This is a genomic window from Stenotrophomonas sp. ATCM1_4, from assembly GCF_004348115.1.
Lineage (GTDB): Bacteria > Pseudomonadota > Gammaproteobacteria > Xanthomonadales > Xanthomonadaceae > Stenotrophomonas > Stenotrophomonas capsici.
Genome location: NZ_QPFB01000001.1, coordinates 3,584,582 through 3,601,070 on the forward strand (window position 1 = coordinate 3,584,582; position 16,489 = coordinate 3,601,070).

A 16,489-nucleotide genomic window follows, 5' to 3' on the forward strand; every position below is an offset into this window, starting at 1 on the left:
GTAGGTGTACGACCGGGGAATCGGGAGCAGGGGCTGCAGGCCCCGCGTGCCAATGCGGCACGGGTACAACGGAGGCGTCTTCTTCAACGCTCCGGCCACGACCTTCACCCCCGGTTCCCCCTTCCCCGTTCCCCGCTCCACGGCCACCTCGATGCCTGATCGTGGCCGCCCCGCCGTAACCGCCGAACCCACGGGCGAGATGCACGTCAGCGTCGCCGACGTGCTGGCAGCGCAGGCACGCCTGCGCCGCTTCCTGCCGCCCACCCCGCTGCACTACGCCGAACGCTTCGGCACCTGGCTCAAGCTCGAGAACCTGCAGCGCACCGGCTCCTACAAGGTCCGTGGCGCACTGAACGCGATGCTGGCCGCGCTGGAACGCGGTGACGAACGCCCGGTCATCTGCGCCTCGGCCGGCAACCACGCCCAGGGCGTGGCCTGGGCGTCGTTCCGCCTCGGCGTGCAGGCAATCACGGTGATGCCGCACGGCGCGCCGGACACCAAGATCGCCGGCGTCCAGCATTGGGGCGCCACCGTGCGCCAGCACGGCACCAGCTACGACGAGGCCTATGCCTTCGCCCGCGAGCTGGCCGAACACCATGGCTATCGCTTCCTGTCCGCCTTCGACGACCCGGACGTGATTGCCGGCCAGGGCACGCTGGGCATCGAGCTGGCCCCGCATGCACCGGACGTGGTGATCGTGCCGATCGGCGGCGGCGGCCTGGCCTCCGGCGTGGCGCTGGCGCTGAAGTCACAGGGCGTGCGCATCATCGGCGCGCAGGTCGAGGGCGTGGACTCGATGGCCCGCGCGATCAAGGGCGACGTGCGCGAGATCGCCCCGGTGTCCACGCTGGCCGACGGCGTCAAGGTCAAGATCCCCGGCTTCCTCACCCGCCGCCTGTGCGCCAGCCTGCTCGACGACGTGGTCATCGTGCGCGAGGCCGAACTGCGCGAAACCCTGGTGCGGCTGGCGCTGGAGGAACACGTCATCGCCGAGGGTGCAGGTGCGCTGGCGCTGGCCGCCGGCCGCCGCGTGGCCGGCAAGCGCAAGTGCGCGGTCGTCTCCGGCGGCAACATCGATGCCACCGTGCTGTCCACGCTGCTGTCCGAAGTCCGCCCGCGGCCACCGCGCAAGCCCCGACGGCGCAACGGCGAGCGACTTAGAAGCCGCGCCACCTCGCCCCCGCCACGCACCCTCAAACCCGATTCCCCGCCCATTTCCGTTACCGCTGTCGAGGAGACCCTCTGGTGAATACTCCAACCAACAACACCCCGCGAATTACCATCTTCGACACGACCCTGCGTGACGGCGAACAATCCCCGGGCTGCAGCATGACCCCACCGCAGAAGCTGGTGATGGCGCGCGCCCTCGCCGAACTGGGCATGGACGTGATCGAAACCGGTTTCCCGGCAAGTTCCCAATCCGACCGCGAGGCGATGGCGCTGATCGGCCGCGACGTCCGTGGCCCGGTGCTGGCGGTGCTGTCGCGCTGCCTGGCCGCCGACATCGAGACCTCGCTCAAGGCGCTGGAGGCGGCGGCGCGTCCGCGCCTGCACCTGTTCCTGTCGACCAGCCCGCTGCACCGCGAGCACAAGCTGCGCATGAGCAAGGAGCAGGTGCTGGAGTCGGTGCACAAGCACGTGACGATGGCCCGCGGCCATGTCGACGACGTGGAGTTCTCGGCCGAGGACGCCACCCGCACCGAACTGGACTTCCTGACCGAAGTCGCCCAGGTCGCCATCGCCGCCGGCGCGCGCACCATCAACCTGCCCGACACGGTCGGCTTCACCACGCCGGACGAAATCCGTGCGATGTTCCAGCACGTGATCGGCCATGCCGCCGGCGCCGACAAGGTGATCTTCAGCGCCCATTGCCACAACGACCTGGGCCTGGCCGTGGCCAACTCGCTGGCCGCCATCGAAGGCGGCGCACGCCAGGTCGAAGGCTCGATCAACGGCATCGGCGAGCGCGCCGGCAACTGCGCGCTGGAAGAAATCGCGATGGTGCTCAAGGTACGCAATGCCTTCTACAACTTCGACACCGGCTTCGACACCCAGCGCATCGTGCCCACCTCGCAGCTGCTGCAGCGCCTGGTCGGCATGCCGGTCCAGCGCAACAAGGCCATCGTCGGTGCCAATGCGTTCGCACACGAGTCCGGCATCCACCAGCACGGCATGCTGCGCAACCGCAACACCTACGAAATCATGCGCCCGGAGGACGTGGGCTGGGAGTCCTCGCAGATGGTGCTGGGCCGCCACAGTGGCCGCGCCGCGGTCGAAGCCCGCCTGCGGGCGCTGGGCTACTGGCTGGAAGAGGAAGAACTGAAGCTGGTGTTCGAGCAGTTCAAGGCCTTGTGCGAGCAGCAGCGCGTGGTCACCGACGCCGACCTGCAGACCCTGATGCAGGGCACCTCCAGCAGCGACGGCTACCGCCTGGCCTCGATGACCATCAGCGACGTCGGCAGCCGCGCCAACGCACTGGTCGAGCTGTCCGATCCGGAAGGCAACCGCGTGGCCGAGACCGCGCAGGGCGATGGCCCGGTGGATGCGTTGTTCTCGGCGTTGTCGGCCGCCACCGGCATCCAGCTGACCCTGGACAGCTATCACGTGCACAGCGTCGGCATCGGTGCCGATGCGCGCGGCGAAGCCAACCTCAGCGTCCGCCACGAAGGCGAGATCCTGGAAGGCACCGGCACCAGCCGTGACATCATCGAGGCCAGCGCGCTGGCCTGGCTGGATGTCACCAACCGCCTGCTGCGCCAGCGCGAGAGCGCACAGACCCAGGAAGCCGTCAGCGCCTGAGCGCGATGGCCCCTCATAGGCAACGGAACCAGAAAGCAATGAGCTCCGCACTCAAGACCCTGTATGACAAGCTGTGGGACGCGCATGTCGTCGTCCCCGAATCGGACAGCGCGCCGGCCGTGCTGTACATCGACCTGCACCTGATCCACGAAGTCACCTCGCCACAAGCCTTCACCGAACTGCGCGAGCGCGGCCTGAAGCCGCGCCGCCCGGACCGCACCAAGGCGACGATGGACCACTCCACCCCGACCCTGCCGGCCGGCCCTGACGGCAAGCTGCCGTATGCGAGCAAGGCTTCCGAGGCCCAGGTGGAGATGCTGGCCAAGAACTGCGCCGAGTACGGCATCGAGCTGTTCGACCTGGCCTCGGCCAACCGCGGCATCGTCCACGTCATCGCCCCGGAGCAGGGCTTCACCCAGCCGGGCATGACCATCGTCTGCGGCGACAGCCACACCTCCACCCACGGTGCCTTCGGTTCGCTGGCCTTCGGCATCGGCACCAGCGAGGTCGGCCATGTGCTGGCCACGCAGTGCCTGCTGCAGCGCAAGGCAAAGACCATGTCGATCACCGTTGATGGCGCGCTGTCGCCCGGCGTTGGTGCCAAGGACGTGGTGCTGCACATCATCGGCGTGATTGGCGTCAATGGCGGCACCGGCCACGTGCTCGAGTTCCGTGGTTCGGCGATCCGCGCGATGGACATGGAACAGCGCATGACCCTGTGCAACATGTCGATCGAAGCCGGCGCGCGTGCCGGCATGGTCGCGCCGGACCAGGTCACGTTCGACTGGGTTGCCAATACCCCGCGTGGCCCGAAGGGCGACGCGTTCGATGCCGCCGTCGCCCACTGGAAGACCTTGAACAGCGATGTCGGCGCGCGCTTCGATGCCGAAGTGCACATCAATGCCGCCGACATCCGCCCGACCCTGACCTGGGGCACTCACCCGGGCACCGCCATCGCCGTGGATGCGCCGATCCCGGCCGCCAACGACGCGGCCGCGCAGAAGGGCCTGGACTACATGAAGTTCGAGGTCGGCCATGCGTTGGCCGGCACGCCGGTGGACGTGGTGTTCGTCGGCTCCTGCACCAACGGCCGCCTGAGCGACATGCGCGAAGTGGCGCAGGTGCTGCGCGGGCGCCGCGTCGCCGACGGCGTGCGCATGCTGGTGGTGCCGGGTTCGGAGATCGTCAAGCGCGACGCCGAGGCCGAAGGCATCCACGAGATCGTGCGTGCGGCCGGCGCCGAGTGGCGCGAGCCGGGCTGTTCGATGTGCATCGCCATGAACGGTGACCTGGTCGCACCGGGGCAACTGGCGGTGAGCACCAGCAACCGCAATTTCGAAGGCCGCCAGGGCCCGGGCTCGCGCACCCTGCTGGCCTCGCCGATGAGCGCGGCCTGGGCCGCGGTCAACGGCCACGTCGCCGACCCGCGTGAACTGTTTGCCAAGGAGGTGGCCTGATGGCCGCACTGACCCGGATCGTTTCGCGCAGCGTGGTGCTGCGCCAGACCAACATCGACACCGACCAGATCATCCCGGCGCGGTTCCTGTCCACCACCGAGCGTGCCGGGCTGGGCAAGAACGCGTTCAACGACTGGCGTTGGCAGGCCGACGGCTCGCCGAACCCGGAGTTCGCCTTCAACCAACCGGAGAATGCAGGGCGCTCGATCCTGCTGGCCGGTCGCAACTTCGGCTGCGGCTCCTCGCGCGAGCATGCGCCGTGGGCGCTGACCGACCTGGGCCTGCGCGCCATCGTCAGCAGCGAGATCGCCGACATCTTCCGTGGCAACTCGCTGAAGAACGGCCTGCTGCCGATCGTGCTGGACGAGGCCGACGTGCAGGAACTGATGCAGCACCCGGACGACGAACTGACCGTGGACGTTGCCGCACGCGAACTGCGTACGTCATCCGGCAAGGCCTATGCGTTCCCGCTGGATGGCTTCTCGCAGACCTGCCTGCTGGAAGGCGTGGACCAACTGGGCTGGCTGCTGGGCCGCGTGCCCGAAATCGAAGCCTACGAGGCTGCACGCGCAGCGTGAACCATAAACCCTTCTCCCTCCGGGAGAAGGTGCCCCGAAGGGGCGGATGAGGGTAAGCGCGACGACTACGGCCAGACACAACGCGTGGTCCTCCCTACCCTCTCCCTAACCCCTCTCCCTCAGGGAGAGGGGCTTCAAAAGAACAGCAATCGGAAGCCCTACATGCAAGCCAACATCGTCGTACTGCCGGGTGACGGCATCGGCCCTGAAATCACCGTCGCCGCCGTGGACGTGCTCAAGGCCATCGCCGCGCGCTTCGGCCACAGCTTCACCTTCAGCGAACACGATATCGGCGGCATCGCCATCGACAACCACGGTGAGCCGCTGCCGGCCAGCACCCTGGAGGCCTGCAGCAAGGCCGATGCGGTGCTGCTCGGTGCCGTGGGCGGCCCGAAGTGGTCCGACCCGAACGCCAAGGTGCGCCCGGAACAAGGCCTGCTGGCCATCCGCAAGGCGCTGGGCCTGTACGCCAACCTGCGCCCGGTGCGCACGCATCCGGCAGCGCTGAATGCTTCGCCGATCAAGCCCGAGCTGCTCACCGACGTGGACTTCATCGTCGTGCGCGAGCTCACCGGCGGCATCTATTTCGGCGACAAGACCCGCGATGCCGACAGTGCCAGCGACCTGTGCCGCTACACCACGGTCGAGATCGAACGCGTGCTGCGCAGCGCCTTCCGCCTGGCGCAGCAGCGTCGCGGCAAGCTGACCTCCGTGGACAAGGCCAACGTGCTGGAAACCTCGCGGCTGTGGCGCGACACCGCCGCGCGCATCGGCCGTGAGGAATTCCCGGAGGTCGAACTCGAACACCAGCTGGTCGACTCGATGGCCATGCACCTGATCGCCAAGCCACGCGCCTACGACGTGATCGTCACCGAGAACATGTTCGGGGACATCCTCACCGACGAGGCCTCGATGCTGGCCGGCTCGCTGGGCCTGCTGCCATCGGCCTCGCTGGGCCAGGAAGGCAAGGTCGGCATCTACGAACCCATCCACGGCTCGGCACCGGACATCGCCGGCAAGGGCATCGCCAACCCCTACGCCACCATCCTCAGCGCGGCGATGCTGCTGCGCCATTCGCTCGGGCTGGAGGCTGAAGCGGCGGCGATCGAACTGGCCGTCACCGCCGCACTGGATGGCGGCCACTTCACCGCCGACCTGGCCGCGCAGGGCCAGGCGCTCAGCACCGGCCAGGCCGCCCAGGCCGTGCTTGCCCAACTGCAGAAATGACATCCGGACGCGGCCTTTGGGCCGCGTCTTTTTTTGGCGGCCCCTTGTCGCCCGGTGGATAGACAGCCTTTCCCTTATTGGATCCCCGTTTTCGGATCCCCCCATCCTTGAGGAATGCCCTTGAACTACCGTAGCCCCGACGACTTCCTGGCCCACGTGGCCAAGCGCGACCCGCACCAGCCCGAGTTCCTGCAGGCGGTGAAGGAGGTGACCCTCAGCCTGTGGCCGTTCCTGCAGCAGAACCCGAAGTACACCCGCTACGGGTTGCTGGAACGCCTGGTCGAGCCGGAGCGCGTGATCCAGTTCCGCGTCGCCTGGGCCGACGACAAGGGCCAGACCCACGTCAACCGGGCCTGGCGCGTGCAGCACAGTTCGGCGATCGGCCCGTTCAAGGGCGGCATGCGTTTCCACCCATCGGTGAACCTGTCCATCCTCAAGTTCCTGGCCTTCGAACAGACCTTCAAGAACGCACTGACCACGTTGCCGATGGGCGGCGGCAAGGGCGGCTCGGACTTCGACCCCAAGGGCAAGAGCGACGGCGAGGTGATGCGCTTCTGCCAGGCGCTGATGCTGGAGCTGTACCGCCACCTGGGCCCGGACACCGACGTGCCGGCCGGCGATATCGGCGTGGGCGCGCGCGAGGTCGGCTTCATGGCCGGCATGATGAAGAAGCTCAGCAATGATGCGTCCTGCGTGTTCACCGGCAAGGGCCTGGCCTACGGCGGCAGCCTGATGCGGCCGGAGGCCACCGGTTTCGGCACGGTCTACTTCGTCGAGCAGATGCTGCACCACGCCCGCCGCGAAACGCACGGGGCCAAGGTGCTGATCTCCGGCTCGGGCAACGTCGCCCAGTTCGCGGCGATCAAGGCCGCCGAACTCGGCGCGCGCGTGCTGACCTTCTCCGATTCCGGCGGCACGCTGTACGCGCGCGACGGCTTCGACGAGGACGGCCTGCAGGCGGTGATGGCCCTGAAGAACGAGCGCCGTGGCCGCCTGTCCGAGCTGGCCGACGATGCGCGCTTCGAGTTCCTCGCCGACCGTCGCCCGTGGCATATCCCGGCCGACATCGCCCTGCCCTGCGCCACCCAGAACGAACTGGACGAAACCGATGCGCGCACGCTGGTCAGCAACGGCGTGCTGTGCGTGGCCGAAGGCGCCAACATGCCTTCGACGCTGGAAGCGGTGGACGTGTTCCTGCACGCCGGCACGTTGTACGCGCCGGGCAAGGCCAGCAATGCCGGCGGCGTGGCCACCTCGGGCCTGGAGATGAGCCAGAACGCGCTGCGCCTGTCCTGGCGCCATGCCGACGTGGACGAGCGCCTGCACGTGATCATGAAGGAGATCCACGCCAACTGCGTGCGCCATGGCGTGCGCGCCGATGGCAGCGTCAACTACGTCGACGGCGCCAACATCGCCGGCTTCGTCAAGGTCGCCGACGCGATGCTGGCACAGGGCCTGTACTGAGCCTGCCGCCAACGCCGCGCCGTGCGACACGCACGGCGCCTTGGCCGCAACTCAATGCGCGACGCGGTTGCGGCCTTCGTGCTTGGCGCGATACAGCTGGCGGTCCGCCGCCGCCAGCAGGGTCCGCACGGTCTGCTGCCCCGGGCCCAGGCTGGCCAGGCCCATGCAGACGGTGATATGGGTGTCCGCGCCCAGTTCCTCCAGGCGCAACCGCGCCAGCTGCATGCGTACCGCCTGCAGCTGTTCGGCCGCGGCCGGCAACGACATGCCGCGCAGCACGATCAGGAACTCCTCGCCGCCATGGCGTGACACGAACTGGTTCTCGCCCAGCTGCAGCTGCAGCAGGCTGGCGACGTCACGCAGCACCTGGTCACCGGCCTCATGCCCGTGGCCGTCGTTGATCTGCTTGAAATGGTCGATGTCCAGCAGCGCCACGTGCAGCGGAGCACCGTCGCGCTCGGCCTCGCGCATGGCCTGCTGCAGGTAGGCATCACCGGCGCGCCGGTTCGGCAGGCCGGTCAGCACGTCATGCATGGCCATGTGTTCCAGCCGCCGCAGCAGGTGGTCACGCTCGGCGTCGGCCTGCTGCAGCGCGCGGTTCTTCTCGCTCAGCTCCTGCGTCCGCGCCGCGATCTCGGTGCTGAGCAGGCGTTGCCGGCGGCGGTAGCTGGCCGTGCGCCAGGCCACCAGGACCAGCACCAGCCCGAGCAGTGCCACCACGCCCATCGCCATCACCCACGGCCGCCGCCAGTACGGCGTGGCCACGCTCAGCTGCAGGCGTGCTTCGCCGACGCGGCGCGCATCCTGCCAATCCAGCGGCAGGGTCATCGCCTGCACCCGCAGCTGGTAATTGCCCGGGGCCAGGTTGGTGTACACCGCCTCGGTACGCTCGCCGGCCTCGACCCAGTCGGCGTCGAAGCCCTCCAGCCGGTAGCGGTAGCGCATCTTGTCCGGCGCACGGAACCCCAGCCCCGTGTAGGCGACCTCGATCCGCTCCACTTCCGGCGGCAACGCATAGCGTTCCTGCGGGGCCTGCGGTGTGCCGTCGATCACCACCCCTTCGATCACCACTGGCGACCGGCGCAGGCGGGCGTTGCCGTCCACGCGCAGCGGGTCGATCACCGCCAGCCCTTCGGCGGTGGGAAACATCAGGCGCCCGTCACGGGCGAGCCAACCGGCCGGCGAGGACGCACCGTTGGCCTGGCTGCTCGGCATGCCGTCGGTGTGGTCGATCACATGCACCGCCAACTGGCTGCGCGCCCCTGCCGCCACCCCGACCAGGTCATTGCGGTCGAGCCGGAACACGCCCTGGTTGCTGGGCAACCACAAGTGCCCGCGGCCGTCGTCGATGATGCGGAACACCTTGTCGCGCGGCAGGCCCCTGCGGTGGTCGAACACCTGCACGTCCAGCCCGCGCTTGCGCAGCAGGCCATGGTCGGTGGCGATCCACAGGTCGCCGTTGCCATCGCCGAGGAAATCGAACACGTAACTGGCCGGGAAACCGCTCTGCACCGACCAGCTCTGCAGCTTGCCATCGGCGCCGAACGAGGCCATGCCTGCATTGGTCCCGATCCACAACACGCCGCCGGCATCGCGGTACAGCGCATGCACCGCCGCGCCGGGCAGGCCTTCCTCCAGCCCGTACAGGCGGAGGTGACCATCGCGGTAATGGAACAGCCCTTCGGCGCTGCCGATCCACAGCCCGCCATCGGCATCCACGCACAGCGCGCGCACCAGCGGCTGCACCGTGCCCGGCAGCACCACCTGCTGCCGCACCGTGCCATCGGCATCCAGCCGCAGCACGCCATGGTTGTAGGTACCCGCCCACAGCGTGCCGGGGGCCACCGCCAACGCCAGCACCGAGGCATCGCGACGGGCACCGGGAACCAGCGGGACCCGCCGCAGCTGCCCGCCATCGAGCCGGTCCAGCCCCTCGGAGTGGCCGATCCACACCGTGCCATCGGCGGACTGGATGACCGCGCGGACGTAGTTCGAACCCAGCCCCTCGGTCTCGGTCAGCCCCTGTGCGGCGCCTTCGTCGATCCGGAACAGGCCATCAGTGCTTCCGGCCCAGACCAGTCCTTCGCGGTCGATCATCAGCGCCGGGCTGACCTGGCCGGGGATGGCGATGCGCTCGCGCTGGCCTGCGCCGAAGCGTTCCAGCCGTCCGGCCGACAGGCTCAACCACAGGTCGCCGCCGGCATCGCGGCGCAGCCGCTCCACGCGCTCACCGGGGTACAGGTGCTCGCGCGTGCCATTACCGCGCAGCCAGTGCACGCCGTCATCGGCCGCGACCAGCCAACCGCCCTTTCCATCTCCCACCAGGTCACGCACCACCCAGCCGGCGCTGTCCTGCCAGGCCGTTGCCTGACTGCCCCGGAGCTGGAACACGCCACGCTCGGTGGCCACCAGCATCGTGCCATCGGCCGACTGCGCCAGGGCGGTGATGGTGGCTTCGGGCAGGCCCGGGGACAGGCCGACGTCGCGCAGCTCGCCCTCGGCGGACAAGCGCAGCAACCGTTCTTTCGCGCCCACCCACAGGGTGCCGTCGGCATCGCGCAGCAAGGCGGTGATCGACAGGTGGCGGGCCCGCTCCCCGCCGAGCGCTTCCCAGCGCCCGCGGTGGTAGCGGTACAGGCCGTCGTTGATGGTGCCGAACAGCATGCCGCCGTCGCGGTCGGCCAGCAGGGTGGGCACGCCGGACAGCTCCACGCCCGGGGTGTTCTGGCGGTCGAACACGGTGAAGCTGCGGCCGTTGAAGCGGACCACGCCTTCCCACGTCCCCAGCCAGATGAACCCTTCGTTGTCCTGCGCGACCGCCTGCACCAGGTTGTGCGGCAGCCCCTGCTCCATGTCCCAACCGGCCACGGTGTGGCGCGCGGCCTGCGCCAGCGGCGCGGCCAGCGCCGCCAGCAGCACCCACAGGCAGCACCCGGCGACCCGCGCGATGGCGCGGGTGACGGGGTTCGGGAAATGGTGAAGCGGTCTGGGCAAACCTGCCTCCCGCAGGTCCTCCCGGCCAGCGGCCGGCCGCTTCAATTTAGCATTCCGGCGTGAGATCCGCCCCTTCCAGGGACGGATCTCCCACCCCTTACTGGGTCGCTTCGTCCGGGCGCACCCGGAACCAGGCCGCGTACAGCGCCGGCAGGAACACCAGGGTCAGCACCGTGCCGACGATCAGCCCGCCCATGATCGCGATCGCCATCGAGCCATAGAAGGCACTGCGCGAGAGCGGGATCATCGCCAGCACCGCGGCCAGCGCGGTCAGCACGATCGGCCGGAAGCGGCGCACGGTGGCGTCGATGATCGCGTGCCAGCGGTCGTGCCCGGCGTCGATGTCCTGCTGGATCTGGTCGATCAGGATCACCGAGTTGCGCATGATCATGCCGGCCAGCGCGATCGTGCCCAGCATCGCCACGAAGCCGAACGGCGCGCGGAAGATCAGCAGGAACAGGGTCGCGCCGATGATGCCCAGCGGTGCGGTGACGAACACCATCGCCGCCCGCGAGAAGCTGCGCAGCTGCAGCATCAGCAGCGTGGCCACCACCACCAGGAACAGCGGCATGCCGGCATTGATCGAGTTCTGGCCACGGGCCGAGTCCTCCACGGTGCCGCCGGTCTCCAGCAGGTAGCCGTCCGGCAGCTCGGCGCGGATGCCTTCCAGCGTCGGCAGCAGCTGCTGCACCACCCCCACCGGCAACATGCTGTCGCCGATGTCGGCGCGCACGGTGACGGTCGGCAGGCGGTTGCGGTGCCAGATGATGCCGTCCTCGAACACCTGCTCCAGGCGCGCCACCTGCGACAGCGACACCGGCTTGCCGCTGCTGGTGGGAATGGCCAGGCTGCCCAGCATCTCCAGGTGCGCACGCTCGTCCTCCGGGCCGCGCAGCAGCATGCCGATCTGGCGGTTGCCTTCACGGTAGGTGCTGACGCTGGTGCCGGACAACGAACTACTCAGGAACTGCGCCAGCTGCGCGCTGCTCACGCCCAGCGCGCGCGCGCGGTCCTGGTCCACGACCAGCCGCACCACCTTGCTCGGCTCGCTCCAGTTGAGGTTGACGTTGGTGGTGTGCGGGTTCTCGCGCACCTTGTCCGCCACCTGCCGGGCAATGGCCTGCACCCGCTCGATGTGCTCGCCGGACACCCGGAACTGCACCGGGTAACCCACCGGCGGGCCGTTCTCCAGGCGGGTGACGCGCATCTGCACGTCGGAGAACTGCGGCACCACCTCCTTGAGCAGCCACTCGCGCACTTCCTCGCGGGCATGCGTGTCTTCGGCCAGCACCACGTACTGGGTGAAGTTGGTGGCCGGCAGCTGCTGGTCCAGTGGCAGGTAGAAGCGCGGCGAACCGGTGCCCACGTAGCCGACGAAGTTGGCGATGCCGGCATGGCCCTTGAGCAGGGCCTCGAACTTCTCGGCCTGGGCCTGGGTGGCGGTCAGCGAGGCCCCTTCGGCCAGCTCGATGTCCACCATCAGCTCCGGCCGGGTCGAATCGGGGAAGAACTGCTGCGGCACGAAGCGGAAGATCACCAGCGAGAACACGAACAGGCCGATGGTGGCGAAGATCACCAGCCAGCGGCGACGCAGGCAGGCGTCGAGGAAACGCCGGAAGCGCTGGTAGAACGCGGTGCCATACGGGTCATGGTCGTGCGTCAGTTCCTTTGGCGCGACCAGGTTGGCCAGCGCCGGGTTGCGGTCGGCCCAACGCTGGCGCAGCGCACGCACGCGGCCAGCGAGGCTGGTCGGTTTGGGCGGCTGCGGGTTGTGCAGGTCCGGCAGCATCTTGTCGCCCAGGTACGGGATGAACAGCACCGCGGCCACCCAGGACACCAGCAGGGCGATGGTCACCACCTGGAACAGCGAGCGGGTGTACTCACCGGTGCTCGATGCCGCCGTGGCGATCGGCAGGAAGCCGGCGGCGGTGATCAGGGTGCCGGTCAGCATCGGGAAGGCGGTGGACTCCCAGGCGAAGCTGGCCGCACGCATGCGGTCGTAGCCCTGCTCCATCTTGGTGGCCATCATCTCCACCGCGATGATCGCATCGTCCACCAGCAGGCCCAGCGCCAGCACCAGCGCGCCCAGCGAGATCTTGTGCAGGCCGATGTCGAACTGGTGCATCAGGAAGAACGTCATCGCCAGCACCAGCGGGATCGACACCGCCACCACCAGGCCGGTGCGCAGCCCCAGCGAGAAGAAGCTCACCAGCAGCACGATCACCACCGCCTCGGTGAGCACCTTGACGAACTCGCCCACCGAATCCTTCACCGCATGCGGCTGGTCGGACACCTTGCGCAGTTCCATGCCCACCGGCAGGGTCTTCTGCAGGCGCGCGAACTCATCGTCCAGCGCCTTGCCGAGCTTGATGATGTCGCCGCCGTTCTTCATCGCCACCGCGATGCCGATGGCGTCCTCGCCCATGAAGCGCATCTTGGCCGAAGCCGGGTCGGCGAAGCCGCGCTTGACCTGGGCGATGTCGCCCAGGCGCACGGTGCGGTCACCGGCGCGGATCGGGAAGTCGCTGATCTCCTGCACCGAGTTGAACTGGCCGGTGATGCGCAGCTGCACGCGGTCGCTGGCGGTCTCGAACCAGCTCGCCGGTGCCATCGCGTTCTGTTCGGACAGCGCCTGCTGGACCTGCTGCATCGACACGCCCAGCGTGGCCAGCTTGGTGTTGGACAGCTCGATCCATACCTTCTCGTCCTGCAGGCCGACCAGGTCGACCTTGCCGACATCGGCCACGCGCTGCAGCTCCAGCTGGATGCGGTCGGCGTAGTCGCGCATCACCGCGTAGTCGAAGCCCTTGCCGGTCAGCGCATAGATGTTGCCGAACGTATCGCCGAACTCGTCATTGAAGAACGGCCCGATCACCTCGGCCGGCAGCTGCGAGCGGATGTCGCCCACCTTCTTGCGCACCTGGTAGAACAGCTCCGGCACGTCCTTGGAGGCCATCGCGTCGCGGGCGCTGAAGATCACCTGCGATTCGCCCGGCCGCGAGTACGACTGGATGAACTCGAACTGCCCGGTGTTCATCAGCGCCTTCTCGATCGGCTCGGTCACCTGCCGCGACACCTGCTCGGCGGTGGCGCCCGGCCACGAGGTCTGGATCACCATGGCCTTGAACGTGAACGGCGGGTCCTCGGACTGCCCGAGGTGTTTGTAGGACCAGGTGCCGATGATCGCCAGGGCGATCATCATGAACAGCACCAGCGGGCGGTTGGTCAGTGCCCACTCGGAAAGATTGAAGCGGCGCACGCCTCATTCCCCCTTGTTCGCGGTGGCAGCCGGCGCCGGTGCCAGCACCGGGCGGTTGCTGCGGTCCACGGCCCGCACCACCTGGCCTTCGCGCAGCAGGTGGCCGCCGGCGGCCACCACCCACTCATCGGCGCGCAGCCCCTGCAGCACCGGCACCGATTCGGCGCCGTAGGCCCCCAGGGTCACCGCGCGCGACTGCAGTGCGCCGGTGGCTGGGTTGACCACCCACACGCTGGCCTGCTGCGGCTGCTTGCCTGCCTGCACCGCCGACAACGGCACGCTCAGCGCCGCACCCTTGCCGTGCCCGATGTAGACGCGGGCGCTTTGGCCCAGCTCGACCGAATCCAACGCGTCGGCCGCCAGCTGCACGCGCGCGGCGTAGCTGCGGGTCTGCGCATCGGCGCCGGCCGCGATCTCGCGGATGCTGCCGGACAGGCGCTTGCCTGCCTGGTTCCACAACTCCACCTCGACCGGCTGGCCGACGCTGAACTCGCGGATGGCGCTTTCCGGCAACGCGATGGCCACTTCGCGGGCGCCGTCGGCGGCCAGGGTGAAGATCGTCTGCCCGGCGGCGACCACCTGCCCGGCCTCGGCCTCGCGCGCGGCGATCATGCCGTCGGCCGGTGCCCGCAGCTGCGCATAGCTGGCCTGGTTGCGGTTGACGTCCAGGTTGGCCCGCGCCGCGTCGGCCTGGCCCTGCGCCGCCTTGAGCGCCGCGGTCTGTGCGTCCAGCGCCGAACGGCTGACCACCTGCTGGGCGGCCAGCACCTCATAGCGGCGGTGCTCGTCGCGGGCCTTCACCAGGTCGGCCTCGGCCGCGGCGTACTGTGCCTGTGCGGCACGGGCCTGCAGCGCGTAGTCGGCGACATCCAGTTCGGCCAGCACCTGACCCTTCTTCACCCGCTGGCCGGCATCGACCTCACGCCGCAGCAGGTTGCCGGCCACACGGAAGGACAGCGCGGCCTCCTCGCGTGCATGCACTTCGCCGGGATAGGCCGTGACGGTCACGTCCTGTCCGCCGGCCGGTTTGACCACCATTACCGGCAAGGCCGGCACCGCGGCGGTTTCGGTTTTGCCACACGCAGCAAGCACGGCCAGCAACAGGCTGCCGCCAATCCATCGGAGGTTGTTCATGGTGATCATGGGTCGCGAACGCAGGGGGAAGGGAGGCGGCCGGGGTTTCACCGCCATTACTGAACGAAGCGGTATAGTATAAATATCGAACCAGCTGGTCTAGTATTCCCTCATGTCTTCCAAATCCTCTGCCACCAACGTCTCCCGGGAGCCTGCGCGCAGCAGCGGGCCGGGCCGTCCGAAAGACCTTGGAAAACGTGCCGCCATCCTCGATGCGGCCAAGGAAATGTTCGTGGAGCTGGGCTTCAACGGCGTCAGCATGGACGGCATCGCCGCCAGTGCCGGCGTATCCAAACTCACCGTCTACAGCCACTTCGGTGACAAGGAGACCCTGTTCCGCGAGGCCATCCAGGCCAAGTGCGTGGAGATGATGCCCGACGCCCTGTTCGTCACCGACAGCGAAGGTCCGTTGCGCGACCAGCTGCTGGGCATCGGCCATGCGTTCTTCACGCTGATCAGCAGCGACGCGGCCCTGGCCACCCAGCGGATGATGATGAGCCCGGACACCGACGACCGGATCCGGCAGATGTTCTGGGAGGCCGGCCCGGCCCGCACCGAGACCGCGCTGTCGGACTTCCTGGCCGCCCGCGTGGCCCGGGGTGAACTGGACATCCCCGACCCGATCGTCGCCGCGCGCCAGTACTTCTGCATCATCAAGGGCGAACTGCACTCCCATATGATGTGCGGGTTGTGTGCCGCGCCCGGCCAGCTCGACCAGGATGCCCACGTGGCCGCCAGCGTCGACTTCTTCCTGCGGGCGTATGCACCGCGCTGACCCCCGCCCCTGCCAAGCTGAACAGACCGTAGGTCCGAATGACTTCCGGCACTGCGGCCGCCCGAGCGGCCACGGCGATGCTTGGCCCGCATCGCGCCCCTAACCGGTAAAATGGCCGGCCCACCGCGCTGGAATGACGAGCTTTCCCATGACGATCAACTACTCCCACGTCCGCGAATTGATGGTTGAACAGCAGATCCGTCCCTGGGACGTGCTGGACATCCGCGTGCTGGACGTGCTGGCCCGCCTGCCGCGCGAGGCCTTCGTGGCCGAGTCGCACCGCGCCTTGGCCTATGCCGACATCGAGCTGCCGCTGGGCCACGGGCAGAAGATGATGAAGCCGGTCATCGAAGGCCGCACCCTGCAGGCACTGGACCTGCAGCCCAGCGACGAAGTGCTGGAAGTGGGCACCGGCAGCGGCTTCCTCAGCGCCTGCCTGGGCGAACTGGCCCGCGAAGTGCTGAGCCTGGAGATCCAGCCGGAGCTGGCTGAACGCGCCCGCCAGAACCTGGACAGCGCCAAGCTGGGCAGCAACGTCCGCATCGAGGTCGCCGACGCCCTCAACTGGGACAGCCAGCGCCAGTTCGACGCCATCTGCATCACCGGTGCGGTAGAAACGGTCCCGACCCACCTGCTCAAGCTGCTGCGCACCGGTGGCCGCCTGTTCGTCATCAAGGGCACCTCCCCGGTGATGGAAGCTGTGCTCGTCAAGGCCGACGGCAGCGTGGAATCGCTGTTCGAAACCGACATCGACTACCTGCAGGGCGCTGCTCCTGCACCGCAATTCCAACTCTGAAACCTT

At 68.5% G+C, this 16,489-nt stretch carries 11 protein-coding genes; 8 read left to right on the forward strand and 3 right to left on the reverse strand.

Annotation, left to right across the window (positions count from 1 at the left end):
• The first annotated feature begins 151 nt into the window (after positions 1–151).
• From ATCM_RS16380 to gdhA, 6 genes are all read left to right on the forward strand, one after another.
• Positions 152–1,249, forward strand: coding sequence for a threonine dehydratase (locus ATCM_RS16380; RefSeq protein ID WP_132865540.1), 1,098 nt, complete (start codon positions 152–154; stop codon positions 1,247–1,249).
• Positions 1,243–2,799: a 2-isopropylmalate synthase gene (locus ATCM_RS16385; protein WP_132865541.1), complete on the forward strand. Its 1,557-nt coding sequence runs from the start codon at positions 1,243–1,245 to the stop codon at positions 2,797–2,799. Before ATCM_RS16380 ends, ATCM_RS16385 begins: the two co-directional genes overlap by 7 nt.
• Positions 2,800–2,837: 38 nt before the next feature.
• The gene (leuC, locus tag ATCM_RS16390) at positions 2,838–4,256 is read left to right on the forward strand and encodes a 3-isopropylmalate dehydratase large subunit (protein ID WP_132865542.1); all 1,419 of its coding nucleotides are present in this window, start codon (positions 2,838–2,840) and stop codon (positions 4,254–4,256) included.
• A complete protein-coding gene (leuD, locus tag ATCM_RS16395) occupies positions 4,256–4,834 on the forward strand; it encodes a 3-isopropylmalate dehydratase small subunit (RefSeq protein WP_132865543.1) in 579 nt (192 codons plus the stop codon). The genes leuC and leuD overlap by 1 nt, the downstream gene beginning before the upstream one ends.
• Before the next feature lie 162 nt (positions 4,835–4,996).
• Entirely contained in the window at positions 4,997–6,061 is a 1,065-nt protein-coding gene (gene leuB, locus ATCM_RS16400) for a 3-isopropylmalate dehydrogenase (RefSeq protein ID WP_132865544.1), read from the forward strand.
• A gap of 114 nt (positions 6,062–6,175) precedes the next feature.
• Positions 6,176–7,525 (forward strand): NADP-specific glutamate dehydrogenase, encoded by a 1,350-nt coding sequence (gene gdhA / locus ATCM_RS16405; RefSeq protein WP_132865545.1) that lies wholly within the window; start codon positions 6,176–6,178, stop codon positions 7,523–7,525.
• Between the two features lie 51 nt (positions 7,526–7,576).
• On the opposite strand, the gene ATCM_RS16410 is transcribed toward gdhA, so the two are convergent.
• The 3 genes from ATCM_RS16410 to ATCM_RS16420 all read right to left on the reverse strand — a co-directional run bounded on the left by ATCM_RS16410 (position 7,577) and on the right by ATCM_RS16420 (position 14,912).
• Positions 7,577–10,519 carry a ligand-binding sensor domain-containing diguanylate cyclase gene (locus tag ATCM_RS16410; RefSeq protein ID WP_132865546.1) on the reverse strand — a complete coding sequence of 981 codons (2,943 nt, stop codon included), beginning with the start codon at positions 10,517–10,519 and terminating at the stop codon, positions 7,577–7,579.
• A gap of 97 nt (positions 10,520–10,616) precedes the next feature.
• Positions 10,617–13,778, reverse strand: a complete 3,162-nt coding sequence (locus ATCM_RS16415) for an efflux RND transporter permease subunit (protein WP_132865547.1) — start codon at positions 13,776–13,778, stop codon at positions 10,617–10,619.
• Positions 13,779–13,781: 3 nt separating this feature from the next.
• On the reverse strand, positions 13,782–14,912 hold the full coding sequence (locus ATCM_RS16420; protein ID WP_132865548.1) for an efflux RND transporter periplasmic adaptor subunit: 1,131 nt from the start codon (positions 14,910–14,912) through the stop codon (positions 13,782–13,784).
• A gap of 112 nt (positions 14,913–15,024) precedes the next feature.
• Between ATCM_RS16420 and ATCM_RS16425 the strand changes: the two genes are divergently transcribed.
• Together ATCM_RS16425 and ATCM_RS16430 are read left to right on the forward strand one after the other, a co-directional pair.
• The gene (locus ATCM_RS16425) at positions 15,025–15,687 is read left to right on the forward strand and encodes a TetR/AcrR family transcriptional regulator (RefSeq protein WP_132865549.1); all 663 of its coding nucleotides are present in this window, start codon (positions 15,025–15,027) and stop codon (positions 15,685–15,687) included.
• A 148-nt stretch (positions 15,688–15,835) separates the two neighbouring features.
• Positions 15,836–16,483, forward strand: coding sequence for a protein-L-isoaspartate O-methyltransferase (locus ATCM_RS16430; RefSeq protein WP_132865550.1), 648 nt, complete (start codon positions 15,836–15,838; stop codon positions 16,481–16,483).
• Positions 16,484–16,489: the final 6 nt, after the last annotated feature.